The sequence below is a fragment of the Lentzea sp. HUAS12 genome (genome assembly GCF_024125735.1).
GTDB lineage: Bacteria > Actinomycetota > Actinomycetes > Mycobacteriales > Pseudonocardiaceae > Lentzea > Lentzea albida.
This window is the reverse complement of the sequence record NZ_CP099738.1, coordinates 2,050,199-2,065,283: the sequence shown is the minus strand read 5'-3', so window position 1 is coordinate 2,065,283 and position 15,085 is coordinate 2,050,199. Positions and strand designations below refer to the sequence as shown.

Annotated in this window: 14 protein-coding genes; 7 read left to right on the top strand and 7 right to left on the bottom strand. The window is 69.4% G+C overall.

Features of this window, described 5'->3' with window-relative positions; translation table 11 throughout:
• Positions 1–16: 16 nt before the first annotated feature.
• Positions 17–3,883: an ATP-dependent RNA helicase HrpA gene (gene hrpA, locus ND450_RS08755; protein ID WP_253325638.1), complete on the bottom strand. Its 3,867-nt coding sequence runs from the start codon at positions 3,881–3,883 to the stop codon at positions 17–19.
• Between the two features lie 507 nt (positions 3,884–4,390).
• On the opposite strand from hrpA, the gene ND450_RS08750 reads away from it, so the two are divergent.
• Both ND450_RS08750 and ND450_RS08745 read left to right on the top strand, forming a co-directional pair.
• Complete coding sequence (locus ND450_RS08750; RefSeq protein ID WP_253325637.1) at positions 4,391–4,951, top strand: DUF4240 domain-containing protein; 561 nt, start codon at positions 4,391–4,393, stop codon at positions 4,949–4,951.
• Positions 4,951–5,277 carry a hypothetical protein gene (locus ND450_RS08745; RefSeq protein WP_089926507.1) on the top strand — a complete coding sequence of 109 codons (327 nt, stop codon included), beginning with the start codon at positions 4,951–4,953 and terminating at the stop codon, positions 5,275–5,277. The genes ND450_RS08750 and ND450_RS08745 overlap by 1 nt, the downstream gene beginning before the upstream one ends.
• On the opposite strand, the gene add is transcribed toward ND450_RS08745, so the two are convergent.
• Together add and ND450_RS08735 are read right to left on the bottom strand one after the other, a co-directional pair.
• Positions 5,193–6,221, bottom strand: a complete 1,029-nt coding sequence (add, locus tag ND450_RS08740; protein WP_253325636.1) for an adenosine deaminase — start codon at positions 6,219–6,221, stop codon at positions 5,193–5,195. The two genes, ND450_RS08745 and add, sit on opposite strands and share 85 nt — an antisense overlap.
• 99 nt (positions 6,222–6,320) lie before the next feature.
• A complete protein-coding gene (locus ND450_RS08735; protein ID WP_253325635.1) occupies positions 6,321–7,028 on the bottom strand; it encodes an alpha/beta hydrolase in 708 nt (235 codons plus the stop codon).
• Positions 7,029–7,244: 216 nt separating this feature from the next.
• Here ND450_RS08735 and ND450_RS08730 point away from each other — a divergent pair, with 216 nt between their 5' ends.
• The 3 genes from ND450_RS08730 to ND450_RS08720 are packed head-to-tail and all read left to right on the top strand — an operon-like array spanning position 7,245 to position 9,830.
• Complete coding sequence (locus ND450_RS08730) at positions 7,245–7,616, top strand: DUF4180 domain-containing protein (RefSeq protein ID WP_253325634.1); 372 nt, start codon at positions 7,245–7,247, stop codon at positions 7,614–7,616.
• A gap of 52 nt (positions 7,617–7,668) precedes the next feature.
• The gene (locus ND450_RS08725; protein ID WP_253325633.1) at positions 7,669–8,715 is read left to right on the top strand and encodes a low specificity L-threonine aldolase; all 1,047 of its coding nucleotides are present in this window, start codon (positions 7,669–7,671) and stop codon (positions 8,713–8,715) included.
• Positions 8,712–9,830 (top strand): site-specific integrase, encoded by a 1,119-nt coding sequence (locus ND450_RS08720; RefSeq protein ID WP_253325632.1) that lies wholly within the window; start codon positions 8,712–8,714, stop codon positions 9,828–9,830. Before ND450_RS08725 ends, ND450_RS08720 begins: the two co-directional genes overlap by 4 nt.
• Positions 9,831–10,383: 553 nt before the next feature.
• On the opposite strand, the gene ND450_RS08715 is transcribed toward ND450_RS08720, so the two are convergent.
• A complete protein-coding gene (locus ND450_RS08715; RefSeq protein WP_253325631.1) occupies positions 10,384–10,833 on the bottom strand; it encodes a nuclear transport factor 2 family protein in 450 nt (149 codons plus the stop codon).
• A gap of 107 nt (positions 10,834–10,940) precedes the next feature.
• Between ND450_RS08715 and ND450_RS08710 the strand changes: the two genes are divergently transcribed.
• Positions 10,941–11,315, top strand: coding sequence for a YciI family protein (locus tag ND450_RS08710; protein WP_089926524.1), 375 nt, complete (start codon positions 10,941–10,943; stop codon positions 11,313–11,315).
• Positions 11,312–12,490 carry an RNA polymerase sigma factor gene (locus ND450_RS08705; protein ID WP_253325630.1) on the top strand — a complete coding sequence of 393 codons (1,179 nt, stop codon included), beginning with the start codon at positions 11,312–11,314 and terminating at the stop codon, positions 12,488–12,490. Before ND450_RS08710 ends, ND450_RS08705 begins: the two co-directional genes overlap by 4 nt.
• Here ND450_RS08705 and ND450_RS08700 read toward each other — a convergent pair.
• The 3 genes from ND450_RS08700 to ND450_RS08690 are packed head-to-tail and all read right to left on the bottom strand — an operon-like array spanning position 12,462 to position 15,038.
• A complete protein-coding gene (locus ND450_RS08700) occupies positions 12,462–13,154 on the bottom strand; it encodes a histidine phosphatase family protein (RefSeq protein ID WP_177230171.1) in 693 nt (230 codons plus the stop codon). The genes ND450_RS08705 and ND450_RS08700 overlap by 29 nt on opposite strands.
• A 10-nt stretch (positions 13,155–13,164) precedes the next feature.
• The gene (locus ND450_RS08695) at positions 13,165–13,992 is read right to left on the bottom strand and encodes an undecaprenyl-diphosphate phosphatase (protein ID WP_253325629.1); all 828 of its coding nucleotides are present in this window, start codon (positions 13,990–13,992) and stop codon (positions 13,165–13,167) included.
• Positions 13,989–15,038, bottom strand: a complete 1,050-nt coding sequence (locus ND450_RS08690; protein ID WP_253325628.1) for an LLM class F420-dependent oxidoreductase — start codon at positions 15,036–15,038, stop codon at positions 13,989–13,991. Before ND450_RS08690 ends, ND450_RS08695 begins: the two co-directional genes overlap by 4 nt.
• Positions 15,039–15,085: the final 47 nt, after the last annotated feature.

Here is a 15,085-nt window from a genome sequence, read left to right as displayed (position 1 = left end):
GTTCCACGGTAGCGGCTCACAGGGGCACGGCGTCGAGCGCTTTGTAGATGCGCTTGTCGCTGATGGTGTAGCGGGTCTTGATGGTCTGGGCGAAGTAGGACAGGCGCAGTTCCTCGATCATCCAGCGGATCTCGTCGAGCTCGGGCGCGGGTTCGTCGGCCGGGGTCTGGGCGCGCAGTTCCCGGTACTCGGCGTGGACCTGGTGGACCTGGTTGGTCCAGTCGAGGTCGCGGCGCGGGTTCTCGGGCAGCTTCTCGATGCGCCGGGCGATGCCTTTGAGGTAGCGCACGAGGTCCGGGAGCCGGTCGTAGCCGGTGTGCGTCACGAAACCCTTGTACACCAGCGAGTTGAGGTGTGCGCGGATGTCGTTGGCGGAGTCCGGTGCGCCCTTGAGGCCGGTGAGCGCCAGTTCGGCCTGGTGGGCGGCTTCGAGGACCTTGCGGACCTCCTGCACGACGACCCAGGTGGTGTCGTTGAGGGCGGCCTGGACCTTCTTGAGCTGGGCGGCGTAGGCCTTGGCGTCCCAGGCGGGGTCGCCCATGAGCCGGTCGACGGCGGCCATGATGCAGTCCGCGAGCAGCGCGGCGACACTGCCGTGCGGGTTGCGGGTCAGGGCGAGCTTGGCGGCGTTGTCGAGGTGGCGCTGCAGGTGCTTGACGGGTGAGTTGACGCCGAGCAGCAGGAGTCTGCGCACGCCGCGGCGGTGGGCGTAGGCCTGTCTGCCGGGGGTGTCGAGGACCTTGATCGCGACGTTCTCGCCGCGGTCGACCAGGGACGGGTAGGCGGTGACGGTGATGCCGGACTGCCGTTGCTCGATCGTCTGGGGCAGGGCGTCGAAGTCCCAGGTGGTGATGCCGGTGCGTTCGAGGTGGCCGGCGGCCTGGCTGAGCGATTCGCGGACCTCGTCGCGCAGCTTCTCCTTCAGCACGGCGATGTCCTTGCCCTCGGCGAGGGTGCGGTTGTGCTCGTCGACGACCTGGAAGGTGAGCTTGAGGTGGTCGGGGACGGCGTCGAACTGCCAGTCCTCGCGGTGCACGGTGACGCCGGTGAGGGCCTTGAGCTCGCGTTCGACGCCGCCGAGCAGGCTGGTCTCACCGGGCTTGATGCGGGCGAGCACGGCGGTGGCGACGTCGGGGACGGGCACGAAGTTGCGGCGGATCTGCTTGGGCAGCGACCGGATGAGGGCGACGACGAGGTCGTGGCGCAGGCCGGGGATCTGCCAGGAGAACGCGTCGTCGTCCAGGGTGGTGAGCGCGGGGAGCGGGAGCTGGACGGTGACGCCGTCGTTCTTCGTGCCGGGCTCGAAGTGGTAGCTCAGCGGCAGCGTGAGCTCGCCCTGGCGCCACTGGTCGGGGTAGGCGTCGGGCGTGACGTCGGCGCGGTCGTTGACCAGCATCTCCCTGGTGAAGGTGAGCTGGTTCTTGTCCTTCTGCTTCTTCCACCACGAGTCGAAGTGCCGCGCCGAGACGACCTCGGGCGCGACGCGCTTGTCGTAGAAGTCGAACAGGGTCTCCTCGTCGACGACGATGTCACGGCGCCGGGCCCGGTTCTCCAGCTCGCCGACTTCCTCGAGCATCGCGCGGTTGGTGTGGAAGAACCGGTGGTGCGTGGTCCACTCCCCCTGCACCAGGGCGTGGCGGATGAACAGCTCCCGCGACAACTCGGGGTCGATGCGGCCGTAGTTGACCTTGCGGCCGGCGACGATCGGCACCCCGTACAGCGTCACCTTCTCCAGCGCGACGACGCTGCCGCGTTTGGTCTCCCAGTGCGGTTCGGAGTACTGGCGTTTGACGACGTGCTCGCCGAGGCGTTCGGCCCACTCGGGTTCGATCTTGGCGACGATGCGGCCCCACAGGCGGCTGGTCTCGACGAGTTCGGCGGCCATCACCCACTGCGGTGGTTTCTTGGCCAGCGCGGAGCCGGGGAAGATCGCGAACTTGGCGTTGCGGGCGCCGAGGAACTCCGTCATGGGACGGCGTTTCTCGTTGGGGGCCTGCTTCTTGAGGACGTCCTTGACGCCGATGTGGCTGAGCAGCCCGGACAGCAGCGCGATGTGGATGTTGCGCGGGTCGCCGGGCTGGTCGTTGAGGTGCATGCCGATCTGCTTGGCGACCTGCCGCAGCTGCAGGTAGATGTCCTGCCACTCGCGCACGCGCAGGTAGTTGAGGAACTCGGCCTTGCAGCGCTTGCGGAACTGGTTGCCGGACAGTTCCTTCTGCTGTTCCTTGAGGTACTGCCAGAGGTTGAGGAACGTGACGAAGTCGGATTCTTTGTCGACGAACCGCGCGTGCTGCTGGGTCGCCGCCTCCTGCTGGTCGGCGGGGCGTTCGCGGGGGTCCTGGATGGACAGCGCCGCGGCGATGATCATGACCTCTTTGAGGCAGCCGGTGGTGTCGGCCTCGAGCACCATGCGGCCCAGCCGCGGGTCGACCGGCAGTGCGGCGAGCTTGCGGCCGGTGGGGGTGAGCTTCTTCTCGGCGGCGTTGATGGCGCCGAGTTCCTGCAGCAGGCCGATGCCGTCGTTGATGTTGCGGCTGTCGGGCGGGTCGATGAACGGGAACTTCGCGACGTCGCCGAGGCCGATGTTGGTCATCTGCAGGATGACGCTGGCGAGGTTGGTGCGCAGGATCTCCGCGTCGGTGAACTCCGGGCGCGCCTCGAAGTCCTCCTCGGAGTACAGGCGGATGCAGATGCCTTCGCTGACGCGGCCGCAGCGGCCTTTGCGCTGGTTCGCCGACGCCTGGGAGATGGGTTCGATGGGCAGGCGCTGGACCTTGAGGCGGTGGCTGTAGCGGGAGATGCGCGCGTTGCCGGGGTCGATGACGTACTTGATGCCGGGCACGGTGAGGCTGGTCTCGGCGACGTTGGTGGACAGCACGATCCGCCGGCCGCTGTGGCGCTGGAACACGCGGTGCTGCTCGCCCACGGACAGCCGCGCGTAGAGCGGGAGGATCTCGGTGTTCTTCAGGTCCTCGGCCTTGAGGGCGTCGGCGGTGTCGCGGATCTCGCGTTCGCCGGACAGGAACACGAGGACGTCGCCGGGGCCTTCGGCCTGCAGTTCGTGGACGGCGTTGATGATGCCCTGGGTCTGGTCGTCGTCCTCCTCCAGCGGCCGGTAGCGGGTCTCGACGGGGTAGGTGCGGCCGGAGACCTCGATGACCGGGGCGTTGTCGAAGTGCTGGCTGAACCGCTGCGGGTCGATCGTCGCCGAGGTGATGACGACCTTGAGGTCCGGGCGGCGCGGCAGGAGCTGCTTGAGGTAGCCGAGCAGGAAGTCGACGTTGAGGCTGCGTTCGTGGGCCTCGTCGATGATGATCGTGTCGTAGCGGGACAGCTCGCGGTCGGTCTGGATCTCGGCGAGCAGGATGCCGTCGGTCATGAGCTTGACCAGCGTCTCGTCCCCGGACTGGTCGGTGAACCGGACCTTGTACCCGATCGTGTCACCGAGCTTGGTGCCCAGTTCCTCGGCGACGCGCTCCGCGACCGTGCGCGCTGCGATGCGACGCGGCTGGGTGTGCCCGATCTGACCGGTGATCCCGCGCCCCAGCTCGAGGCAGATCTTCGGCAGCTGCGTCGTCTTGCCCGAGCCGGTCTCGCCGGCGACGATCACGACCTGGTGCCGCGCGATCAGGTCCTTGATGTCGTCCTTGCGCTGGCTGACGGGCAGCTCTGCGGGATAGCTGATCTTCGGGACGGACTCCCTGCGCAGCGCGACCTTGAGCGCGGCCTCATCGATCTGGGCGGCGATCTCCTCGGTGATCTTCCTGCGCGCGAGCGGGTCCTTGACCTTGCGTGCGCCGTCGAGGCGCCTGGCGAGCCTGCGTTGATCACGCGGCATGAGCTCGGGCAGGCGTTTGTGCAGTTCAGCGTGCGGGGTGTCCATTTGGGTTCAAGGATAGTCAGGCCATGCGAATCGTTCGCGCCAATAACGGCCGGAGCGTGCCGGCGGTGGCGGGGAGCACGTCCGGTGGCGAGGTGGCCGGGGGTGTTGAGCTGGGAGAACGTCTGCGGTGGTGGGCGGGGCGGCTCGGCCGGTGCGGGGAGGTGAGATCGCCGACTCCGGCTGCGGCTCGGTGAACATCGGGACGGACCACCCCTCCGCTTCCCCACACCCATCCGGCTTCCCCACCGCCCTTCCTCCGGCTCCCTCACCGCCCTCCGCTCACCACCGCCCTTCCTCCGGCTCCTCCGAAGCTCCTCGCCGCCCAGCTTCCCGGTGCCCGGCCCCCTCCGCTCCCGTCACTCAAGTCCTCCCCCACCCGCACGCTCTCCTCCCGCTTCTCTCTCCACCCGCGCTCCGCACCCCGCCTCGCCCTTCCCGCAGACCTCTGAACTGCGGCGATACGGCGGCGTCCAAAATTGTCAGACCCACTCGCTAGCGTCTGCGGGCATGGACCTGAACGCGTTCTGGGGCCTGGTGGAGTCCTCCGCTGCGGGGGCGTCCAGCCAGGACGACCGGCTGGAGCGGCTGACGGCCGCGCTGGCCGCGCTGCCTCCCGGTGAGGTGGTGGAGTTCGCGGTGCGGCTCGACGAGGTGCGGCGCCGGGTCGACACGTGGGCGCACTGGCACGCGGCGGATCTGATCTGCGGCGGGTTGTGCTCGGACGACGGGTTCTTCTACTTCCAGGCGTGGCTGGTGGGTCAGGGGCGGGCGGTGTTCGAGGCGGTGGCCTCGTCGCCGGACGCGCTGGCGGAGCTGCCTCACGTGCGGCTGCTGGCGTCGCGCGGTGGTGTGCACGCGTGGGCGGATGACGACTGGCCGGACTGGGAGGGTCTCGACTACGTGGCGGCCGAGGCGTTCGACGGGGATCTGGAGGCGGAGCTGGCCGCGCGGGGGCTCGAGCTGCTCGCGTGGCCGGATCCGGTGGGTGAGTCGTGGGATTTCGCTGATCCGGCGGAGATCGCCGCGCGGGTGCCGCGGCTGGGTGCGTTGTTCGGGAAGGTGGCGTGATGGACGTGCCGGTCGATGTGGTGGTGTGGCGGGCTCCCGGTCCGGCGTCGTTTCCGGAGGCGGCGGCCCGGTACGCGGAGTTGCGGTCTTCGCCGCTGGGCGCGTTCGAGCCCTCGGTGGCGGCGTTCGTGCGGGAGTTGCGGCAGACGTCGCCGGATCCCGCCTCGCCCGTGTCGTGGGACGAGGCGCTGACGGTGGGGGTGGACGCGGTGATCGTGCACGTGGTGTGGCCGGGGCGGCGTCAGGTGCTGGAGCTGGTGGCGTTGCTGGCGTCGCGGCACGGGCTGGTGTGCTTCGAGCCTGCCCGCCAGGCGGCGATGTCCTGACGCAGCGCGGTCTTCGTGCTCTCGGGTGCGAAGGAGGCGTCGACGGCGTTGGTGGCGAGGTCCGCGAGGGTGTCGTCGTCGAAGCCGAGGTGGTCGCGCAGCAGCCGGTACTCGTCGGTGAGCGTGGTGCCGGTGGAGGCGGGGATGTCGGTGCTGAGCGTGACGGTCAGCCCGGCCTCCAGTAGTAGCGGCAGTGGATGAGAGGAGAGGGATTCGACCAGTCCCAGTGCGACGTTGGACGACGGGCAGGCCTCGAGCGGCACGGCGCGGTCCCGCAGCAGGGCGACGACCTCGGGGTCGTCGAGTGCGCGGAATCCGTGGCCGATGCGGTCGGCGAGCCCGGCGGTCACGGCTTCGGCGACGCTGTGCGCCCCGCAGATCTCTCCGGCGTGGTGCACGAGTCCGACTCCGGCGTCTCGCGCGGCGCGGAACACGTCGGTGAACGGGGTGAGCGGGTGGTCCTCCGCTCCGGCCATCCCGATCGCGACGACCTGCGGGTGTGCGCGGGCGAGCCGCAGGGAGTCCTGAAACCGCGTGACCGAGCGTTTCCTGGGGTGGTCCACGATCACACGGCATTCGATGCCGTGGGCGGCCTGTCCTGCGGCGAGCCCGGACAACACCGCCTCGAGCGGCATGTCCGGATCACCGAGCCGTTCTCCGTGCGCTGCCGCGGTGAACGTGACCTCGGCGTACCGGGTCCCCTGCGCTGCTTCCTCGGCGCAGAACTCGTACGCGATCCGGTGGAAGTCCCCGGCTCGCCGCAGGCAGTCCCGCACTGCGCCGTTGTGCGCGGCGAACTGCGCGAACCCGTCGAACGTGCCGGCCTGCACGGCCGGCACGTCGATGCCGTGGTCCTCGGCGAGTTCCGCGAGGGTGTCCGGGCGGACAGTGCTTTCGAGGTGCACGTGCAGGTGGGCCTTGGGCAACGTCGCGAGATCACGCATGGGACGCGACGCTACCCAGGCCGACCGGCCGCACGCCTGGGGATTTTTCGCCGCGTCACCGCCGGCGGGTGACACCGCATGTCCTGGTGCGCGGTCGCGTTACCCGGCGAGGAACGCCACGGCGGTGTCGAGTTCGTGCTCGGGCACGTCGCCGTGCCCTCCCGGGTTGGCGTGCAACGACTTCCCGGGCGCGGCGAAGGCGTCGAACAGTGCCAGTCCGGCGTCGCGGCCGACGAGCCGGTCGTCCCACTGCAGCAGGAACCGGACCGGCACGGTGATCGCCCTGGCGGCGGTCACGAGTGCGTCGGTGGCGCCGATCAGCCCGAACACGGCGGTGTCGACGCGGGGTTCGCGGGCGACGAGCGGGATGCCGATGGCGCTGCCCATCGACGTCCCCCAGAACCCCACGTGGTCGCCGAGATCGGGCAGGGCGTCGAGCACCGACCGCCACTCCGGGATAGCTCGGGTGGCCTGCAGGGCGTTGTACTCGGCGAGAATCGAGGAGGCGTCGCGTCCGCAGGCGAGGGCGGCGCGGATCTCGGTGATGTACCGGGCGTCCTCGGTGGTGCGGGCGCGGTCGCCGTGGGCGGGTGAGTCGAGGGTGATGACGGCGAGTCCGGCGGCGGTGCAGCGGTGGGCGCGGTCCACGGTGCGGGCGGCTCGTTTGTGCTGGCCACCGCCGTGGGCGCTGAGCACGAGGCCCGCGGGGTCGCCGGGCGGGGTCCACAGCACGCCGGGGACGCCGTCGTGGGTGAAGCCGCGTTCGGTGGTGCCGTCGGGGGACGTCGTGGTGGAGCTGAAGCGCATGGGAGGAGCCTTTCGGGGCTGCTGGAGCGCTCCCGTGGCGACGCGCTGAGGGCGTCAGGCCGCTACGTGGGAGGAGCGCCCATCGGGGTTGACCGCGTTGATGGGACTCACCTCCTCGGGTCGTTCGCGTGGGCCGGACCCTACCAAGCGGTGATCACCGGCCGCAGCGGAATTCGGCGCGACAGCGGGTGTGGGCGGAGATTAGGTTGCGGTGCCATGCCTGATGTTGTGCAGACGCGCCACGGCGCGACGGTGCTGATGTGCGCCCCGGACGGTCCGAAGATCGCCGACGAGCAGTCCGCCGTGGACCTGATCGGCACGTTGTGGGGCCAGGACGTGCAATGGCTGGTGCTGCCGGTGCAGCGGTTGCCGCAGGACTTCTTCGTGTTGCGCACGCGGGTGGCGGGCGCGGTGGTGCAGAAGATGCAGCAGTACGGGTACCGGGTCGCTGTGGTCGGTGACATCTCCGGGCACGTGGAGGCGAGCACCGCGCTGCGGGACTTCGTCCACGAGTCGAACCGGGGCCGGCAGCTGTGGTTCGTGCGCGACGAGACGGAGCTGGACGCACGCCTGCACGACGCGGCCTGACCACGGCGAACGGACCTATTGCAACTTACTGGCAATAGCTAGGCTGGGCGGCATGGACATCCGCCGTTCCCTCTCGCAGCACAGCGGCCCGCGCAAGTCGCCCCACGAGCTCGCCCGCAGGCTCGCCGGGTACCTCACGCCCGAGACCCGCCCGGAGGATCCGGTGCGGGAGCTGGAACTGCGGGTCGCGGACCTGCTCGGCAAGCCGGCGGCGTTGTTCTTCCCGTCGGGGACGATGGCGCAGCAGGTGGCACTGAGGGTGCACGCCGAACGCACGGGCCGGCGCGCGTTCGCCGGGCATCCGCAGACGCACCTGCACGTGTGGGAGAACCAGGGCTACACCGCCCTGCACGGTCTGCGGTTCCACCCGGTCGGCGACCGCAACGAACTGTTCGGCCTCGACGACCTCAAGGCGGTGCACGAGCCTCTCGCGGCCGTGGTGTTCGAGCTGCCGCAACGCGACATCGGCGGTGTCCTGCCCGCGTTCGGGGACCTGGCGGCGCAGGCGAGGTGGACCAGGGAGTCCGGGGCGGCCGCGCACTGCGACGGCGCCCGGCTGTGGGAGGCGCAGACCGGCTACGACGCCACGTTCGCCGAGATCGCCGCCCTGTTCGACACGGTGTACGTATCGCTCTACAAAGGACTCGAAGGCGTGCGGGGCGCGGTGCTCGCCGGGGACGCCGAGACGATCGGGCAGGCCGCGGTGTGGCGGCGCCGGATGGGCGGCGCGATCGCGGACGCCTGGCCGCTCGCGGCGATCGCCCTGATCGGCATGGACACGAACCTGCCGCGCATGGCCGAGTTCCGGCGGCACGCGCGGGCGATCGCCGAGGCGATCAACGCCGACGGGTTCGCGCACACCACCCCGGACGTGCCCGTCACTCCCCTGTTCCACGTCCACCTGCCGATGTCGCGCCACGACGCGCAGAAGGCCGCCCAGCACCTCACCGGGGAGACCGGGATCAGGCTGTTCCTCTACGCCCGGTCGAACCCGGACCCGCGCCGCTGCAGCTTCGAGGTGAGCATCGGTGTCAGCGGCCTGGAGTTCACGCCGCACGAGGTCGTGGAGTTGATCAAGGGACTACCATCTCGGGTGTGAGCCTGCCCGAACCCGTCCAGCACGCCCTGGTCAGGGTCTCGCACTCGGTGCTGATCGACGTCGACGCGCTCGCGAGCGTGCGCGAGAGGTTCGACGACGAGCAGGCCGCGTCGCTGAGCGGCTACCTGCGCAGCGCCCAGTCCCCCAACACCGTGCGGGCCTACCGGTCGGACTGGATCGCGTGGGCGGGCTGGTGCCAGGCCGAGGGCCGCCAGGCGTTGCCGGCCGACCCGCTCGACGTCGCGGTGTACCTGGCGGTCGCCGCGGACACGCTCAAGCCCGACGGCACGCCCGCGTTCGGCGCCTCGACCCTGGAACGCAAGTCCGCGGCGATCTCCGCCGTGCACGCGGCGAACGGCCTGCCGAGCCCGACCCGCAGCGACGTCGTGCGGCTGACGTTGCGCGGTATCCGCCGCACGCGCAAAACGCAGCCACGCCGCAAACGGCCCGTGCTGCTCGACACCCTCGAAGCACTGCTGCACGAACGCCCCCAGGACGGCCCGGCGCGCGCGAGGGACGCCCTGCTGCTGCTGGTCGGCTTCGCGGGCGCGCTGCGGCGCAGCGAACTGGCCGCGATCGAGTTCGACGACGTCACGGTCGACCTCGACCCGCGCACCCACGAACCGCTGCTGCTGATCCGGCTGGGCACGACCAAGACCGACCAGACGGGCAAGCACCAGCAGTCGGTGGTCCTGCCGCGCGGCAGCAGGCGCCCGACCTGCCCGGTGTGCGCGTTCGCGGACTGGGCCGACGTCCTCGACGGCCGCGAGATCTCCGAGACCGGCCTGCACCGCTGCCACGGCTACCAGCAGACCGGGCGCCACGGCGCGGTGTTCCCGATCATCAACCGGCACGGCGGCATCAGCGGCAAGGCCATGTCGGGCCGCGCGGTGGCGGAACTCGTCAAGCGGTACGCGGTGCGGGCGGGCCTGGACCCGGACCTGTTCGGCGGGCACTCGCTGCGGGCCGGGTTCGCGACGCAGGCGGCGCTGGGCGGGGCGAGCGACCGGGAGATCATGCGCCAGGGCCGCTGGACCAACCCGCGCACGGTGCACCGCTACATCCGCACCGCGAACCCCCTGGAAGACAACGCCGTCACCCGCCTGGGCCTCTGATCCTGTGAGCCACATCTCACGCAGCGTAGTTAACTGTAAACAAGATCCCCTCCGGCAGGACTGGACCGGACAGACCAGCCCGCTAGGCCACACGCAGCATCGAAGTGGAAAGTTTCCGCTTTGTTTCCACACCCCGTGAGCTGCTCTTTTACCGTCCGATCCGTCCGAATCCCGACTGTCTGACCAGCACACGAGCGAGATTCGTGAATCGGTCTCGCACTCTGGGAGTGGCACGAACACGTGCACCGACAGCAATACGATCACCACACCCGGTCATCGACGATGGTCGGGGCGTCCCACCGGTGATCACCCCGGCCCCCTGTAACGCCGGAGCGAACACCCCCTGCAGCGGAACAAGGAGCGTTCATGAAGAGCGTCACCACGCGACTCGGAGCTCTGCACGCGACAACCGGGCAGGCGGAGACGACCTCTCCCGCCCCCGGCCCGTCCCGCCGAGCACCGCTCGCCTCCTAGAACCACGCGGGATCCGCCGCAGGAACGCCGAGGTCCGGACCGACCCCCTGCACGGTCCGGGCCTCGGCACAGCGGCGGCTCAGGGCTCCAGGTCGGTCGCCGCCAGGAACGACCCGTCCATGTGGAACGGCACCGACTCGTGCGAGTGCGTCACCAGCCACCGCCCCTCACGCCGCCGCAGCCCCACCGTCACCCGCATCCACATCGAGAACCCCTCCGGATACCCGACCGGCACCGCCGCCAGCCGCGCCAGCCCGTGCGCGAACGCCACGTCCCCCGACACCACCACCTCGAGATCGCGGTGCTCCAGCGTGATCGGCCCGTCGAACCCGGCCATCCACCCCACCACCGCCTCCGGGTCCCGCGCGTCCAGCCCCGTGTTCCGCAACGGCGGCGCCAGCGTGCACGTCACCGCGTCCCCCGCGAACCGCGCCACCACCCGCGCCGGATCCCGCAGCCGCATGCCCTCCTCCTGCTCGGTGAACAACGCCAGGATCTCGGCCTCGTCCCGCACCAACGTCCCAGTCATCTCACAACCTCCGTCTCGAAGTGACACTCCGATGTCGAGATACGGCCCGCGGTCTCGACACGGCGGTGAGAAGATTTTTCGGGCGACCAGCCACGAGGAGGCCGGAAGTGAAGTACCTGATCCTCATCTACAGCAACCCCAAGTCGCGGGCCGCGTGGGACAAGCTCACCGAAGAGCAGCAGCGCAAATTCGGCCAGGACCACTACGACCTCACCGACAAGCTCCGCGCCTCCGGCGAACTCGTCGTCAGCGAAGGCCTGCCCGGCCCCGAGACCGGCAAGGGCGTCAGCATCCGAAACGGCGAGGTCGTCGTCACCGACGGGCCCTTCGCCGAGGCCAAGGAGTACCTCGCCGGCTTCTACCTCGTCGAAGCCGACACGATCGACCAGGTCATCGCCCACGCCGCCACCCTGCCCGACGCCCACAACGACGGCATCGAGGTCCGCCCCGTCTGGGACATGTCGATGCTGGACGGCGCGTGACACCAGAGCTGGAGGTCCTGCTGCGCACCCTCGCGCCGCAGGTCCTCGGCGTGCTCGTGCGCCGCCACGGCCAATTCGACATCTGCGAGGACGCCGTGCAGGAAGCCCTGCTCGCCGCCACCCAGCAGTGGCCCGCTCAGGGCGTCCCGGACAACCCCAAGGGCTGGCTCATCACCGCCGCCTCACGCCGCTGGATCGAGCAGTACCGCGCCGACACCGCACGCCGCCAGCGCGAAGACAAGGTCGCCGCCCTCACACCCCCGCCACCCGACCCCGTACCCGCACAGGACGACACACTCACCCTCCTCGCCCTGTGCTGCCACGAGACCCTCACCACGGCCTCCCAGATCGCCCTCACCCTGCGCGCCGTCGGCGGCCTCACCACCGCCGAGATCGCCCGCGCGTTCCTCGTCCCCGAAGCCACCGTCGCGCAACGCATCAGCCGCGCCAAGCACAAGATCAGGCAATCCGGCGCGAAGTTCCGGCCACCCCGCGACCTCACCGCCGTCCTGCACGTGCTCTACCTGATCTTCACCGAAGGCTCCACCGCCAGCTCCGGCGACGACCTGCTCCGCGTCGACCTCACCGCCGAAGCCCTCCGCCTCACCCGGCAACTGCACCACCGCCGTCCCCACGACGGCGAACTCACCGGACTGCTCGCGCTCATGCTGCTCACCGACGCACGCCGCCCCGCCCGCACCGACCCCCACGGCGCCCTCATCCCACTCGCCGACCAGGACCGCACCCGGTGGGACCCGCACGCCATCGACGAAGGCACACAACTCATCAGGACCGCGCTGCAGACCGCCCAGATCGGCCCCTACCAGCTCCAAGCCGCCATCGCCGCCGTCCACGCCGAGGCCAAGACCGCCGACGACACCGACTGGCCCGAGATCCTCGGCCTCTACGACCTGCTCACCGTCACCGCACCCGGCCCGATGGTCTCACTCAACCGCATCGTCGCCGTCGCCATGGTCCACGGCCCCCAGCAGGCAATCGACGAACTGTCCACACTGGAACTCGACCACCATCGTGTACACGCCGTCAGAGCACATCTGCTCGACCTGCGAGGCGACCACGACCAAGCACGCCAGGAGTACGAGAAAGCCGCCAGGCTCACCCTCAGCGTCCCCGAACAGCGCTACCTCAGGTCCCGGTCGCGCCACCCACGGTAGCGTCCGACGACGGCGCCTCCTGCGGCGGCGCCACCGGAACCACACCCGACAGGTCCCCGCCGTTGTCGTTGGTCCGCAACACAAAAGGCCGCGTCTGCGTGTACTGCACCACCGAGATCGAACACGGATCCACCACGATCCGCTGGAACCCGTCCAAGTGCACACCCAACGCGTCCGCCAGCACCGCCTTGATCACATCACCGTGCGAGCACAACACCCACACAGCACCAGGACCGTGCTCCTCCGAAATCCGCGCGTCATGCGCCCGCACCGCCGCCACCGCACGAGCCTGAACGTGCGCCAACCCCTCACCCTCGGGGAACACCGCGGCGGACGGATGCTGCTGCACGACCTTCCACAAAGGCTCGTCGTACAGGTCCTTCAACGCCTTACCGGTCCACGCCCCGTAATCCACTTCGGACAGATCCGGCTCCGCCACGGCCTCCAACGACCGATCGGCCAGCAACGGCGCCAACGTCTCCTCACACCGCTGCAAAGGAGACGACACCACCGCGCTGACCGGAACGTCCTTCAACCTGCCCACGAGAGCCGCCGCCTGCGCCCGCCCCCGCTCGTCCAACCCCACACCCAACGATCTCCCGGCGAGCACACCGGAACCGTTGGCGGTCGAACGAGCATGTCGGAGCAGGATCACCGTGGCCACGGCACCCACCTTAGATCGGCTGCAACAACCCCATCGACAGCAGCCCCATCAGCACCAGGCCCAGCATCAACCGGTACCACACGAACGCAGAGTACGAATGCTTCGACACGTACTTCAACAACCACGCGATCGTCGCGTACCCCACCACGAACGAGATCAGCGTCGCCACGACCATCTGCGGGATCGACGCCTGCACACCCTCACCCGAACGCTCCAGCACGTCCGGGATCGAGAACAACCCCGCCCCGAACACCGCCGGAATCGCCAGCAGGAACGAATACCGCGCCGCCGCCTCACGCGTCAGCCCCAGGAACAACCCCGCGGTCAACGTGCCACCCGAACGCGACACACCCGGGATCAGCGCCAACGCCTGCGCCAACCCCATCCCGATCGCGTCCTTCATCCGCAACTCGTCACGCTGCTGCTTCGCCAGATGATCCGCCAGACCCAGCAGCAGGCCGAACACCACCAGCATCGTCGCCGTGATCCACAGGTTCCGCGCCGACGTCCGGATCTCGTCCTTCAACAGGTAACCCAGAACCGAGATCGGCACGGAACCGATGATCACGTACCAGGCGAGCCGGTAGTCCTTCTCCTTGCGCGCCTCGGCGTTGAACAAGCCCCGGAACCAGGCGCTGATGAAGCGCCCGATGTCCTTGGCGAAGTAGATCAGCACCGCCACCTCGGTACCCAACTGGATCACCGCGGTGAACGAAGCGCCCGCGTCGTTGCCGAAGAACAGCGTCGACGTGATGCGCAGGTGCGCACTGCTGGAAATCGGCAGGAATTCCGTCAGTCCTTGGACGAGTCCGAGGACAAGAGCCTGCAACCAGCTCAACTACCCACTCCTGCCAGATCCAGAGCCTCGGCCGCGGTGCGAAGACCCGCGATCCCCTGCTCCAGATCTTGCAGCATCGGCGAAACGGACAGCGTGGTGACCCCCGCCGCGGCGAGCGCCTTCATCCTGTCTGCTATGCGCTCCTTCGACCCCAGCAACGCCGTCGCGTCCAGGAACTCCAGCGGGATCGCCGCCATCGCACCCGCGTAGTCCCGCGACAGGTACTTCTCCTGGATCTCCTCGGCCTGCGCCGGAAAACCCATCCGCACCATCAGGTTGTTGTAGAAGTTCTGCTTCCGGCTGCCCATGCCGCCCACGTACAGCGCCGTGTACGCGCGAACTGGATCAGCACACGCCTTCCAGTCCTCACCGACCACCAGTGGAACCGTCGGAACGACGTCGAAGCCCTCCATCGTCTTGCCGGCCTTCTCCCGGCCCGCCTTCACGCTCGCCAGCGACTCCGCCGAGAACTCAGGCGAGAAGAAGATCGCCAGCCACCCGTCCGCGATCTCCCCCGTCAACTCCAGGTTCTTCGGCCCCACCGCCGCCAGGTAGATCGGGATCTGCTCCCGCACCGGGTGCACCGTCAGCTGCAACGCCTTACCGGGACCATCCGGCAACGGCAGGGTGTAGTGCTCACCCTCGAACCGCAGCTTCTCCCGCGTCAGCGCCTTCTTCACGATCTCCACGTACTCACGCGTCCGCGCCAGAGGCTTGTCGAACCGCACACCGTGCCAGCCCTCCGACACCTGCGGCCCCGACACACCCAGCCCCATCCGGAACCGGCCACCCGACAACGTGTCCAAAGTGGCCGCCGTCATCGCCGCCATCGCGGGCGTGCGAGCCGGGATCTGGAAGATCGCGCTACCGACGTCGATGCGTTCGGTCTGCGCGGCCACCCACGCGAGCACCGTCGGCGCGTCGGAGCCGTAGGCCTCCGCGGCCCACACCACCGAAAAGCCGAGCCGGTCGGCCTCTTTGGCCAGCTCAAGGTTCGCGGCGTCGTTGCCGGCGCCCCAGTATCCGAGGTTCAGTCCGAGCTTCACGCAGCGAGACCCTACCGGTCAGTAACACCGATTGCCAGGCTGACACG

Coding starts and splice junctions, on each gene's coding strand:
- hrpA (WP_253325638.1), bottom strand. CDS start 3,883: ATGGACACCCCGCACGCTGAACTGCACAAACGCCTGCCCGAGCTCATG.
- ND450_RS08750 (WP_253325637.1), top strand. CDS start 4,391: ATGGACCTGAACGCGTTCTGGGGCCTGGTGGAGTCCTCCGCTGCGGGG.
- ND450_RS08745 (WP_089926507.1), top strand. CDS start 4,951: ATGGACGTGCCGGTCGATGTGGTGGTGTGGCGGGCTCCCGGTCCGGCG.
- add (WP_253325636.1), bottom strand. CDS start 6,221: ATGCGTGATCTCGCGACGTTGCCCAAGGCCCACCTGCACGTGCACCTC.
- ND450_RS08735 (WP_253325635.1), bottom strand. CDS start 7,028: ATGCGCTTCAGCTCCACCACGACGTCCCCCGACGGCACCACCGAACGC.
- ND450_RS08730 (WP_253325634.1), top strand. CDS start 7,245: ATGCCTGATGTTGTGCAGACGCGCCACGGCGCGACGGTGCTGATGTGC.
- ND450_RS08725 (WP_253325633.1), top strand. CDS start 7,669: ATGGACATCCGCCGTTCCCTCTCGCAGCACAGCGGCCCGCGCAAGTCG.
- ND450_RS08715 (WP_253325631.1), bottom strand. CDS start 10,833: ATGACTGGGACGTTGGTGCGGGACGAGGCCGAGATCCTGGCGTTGTTC.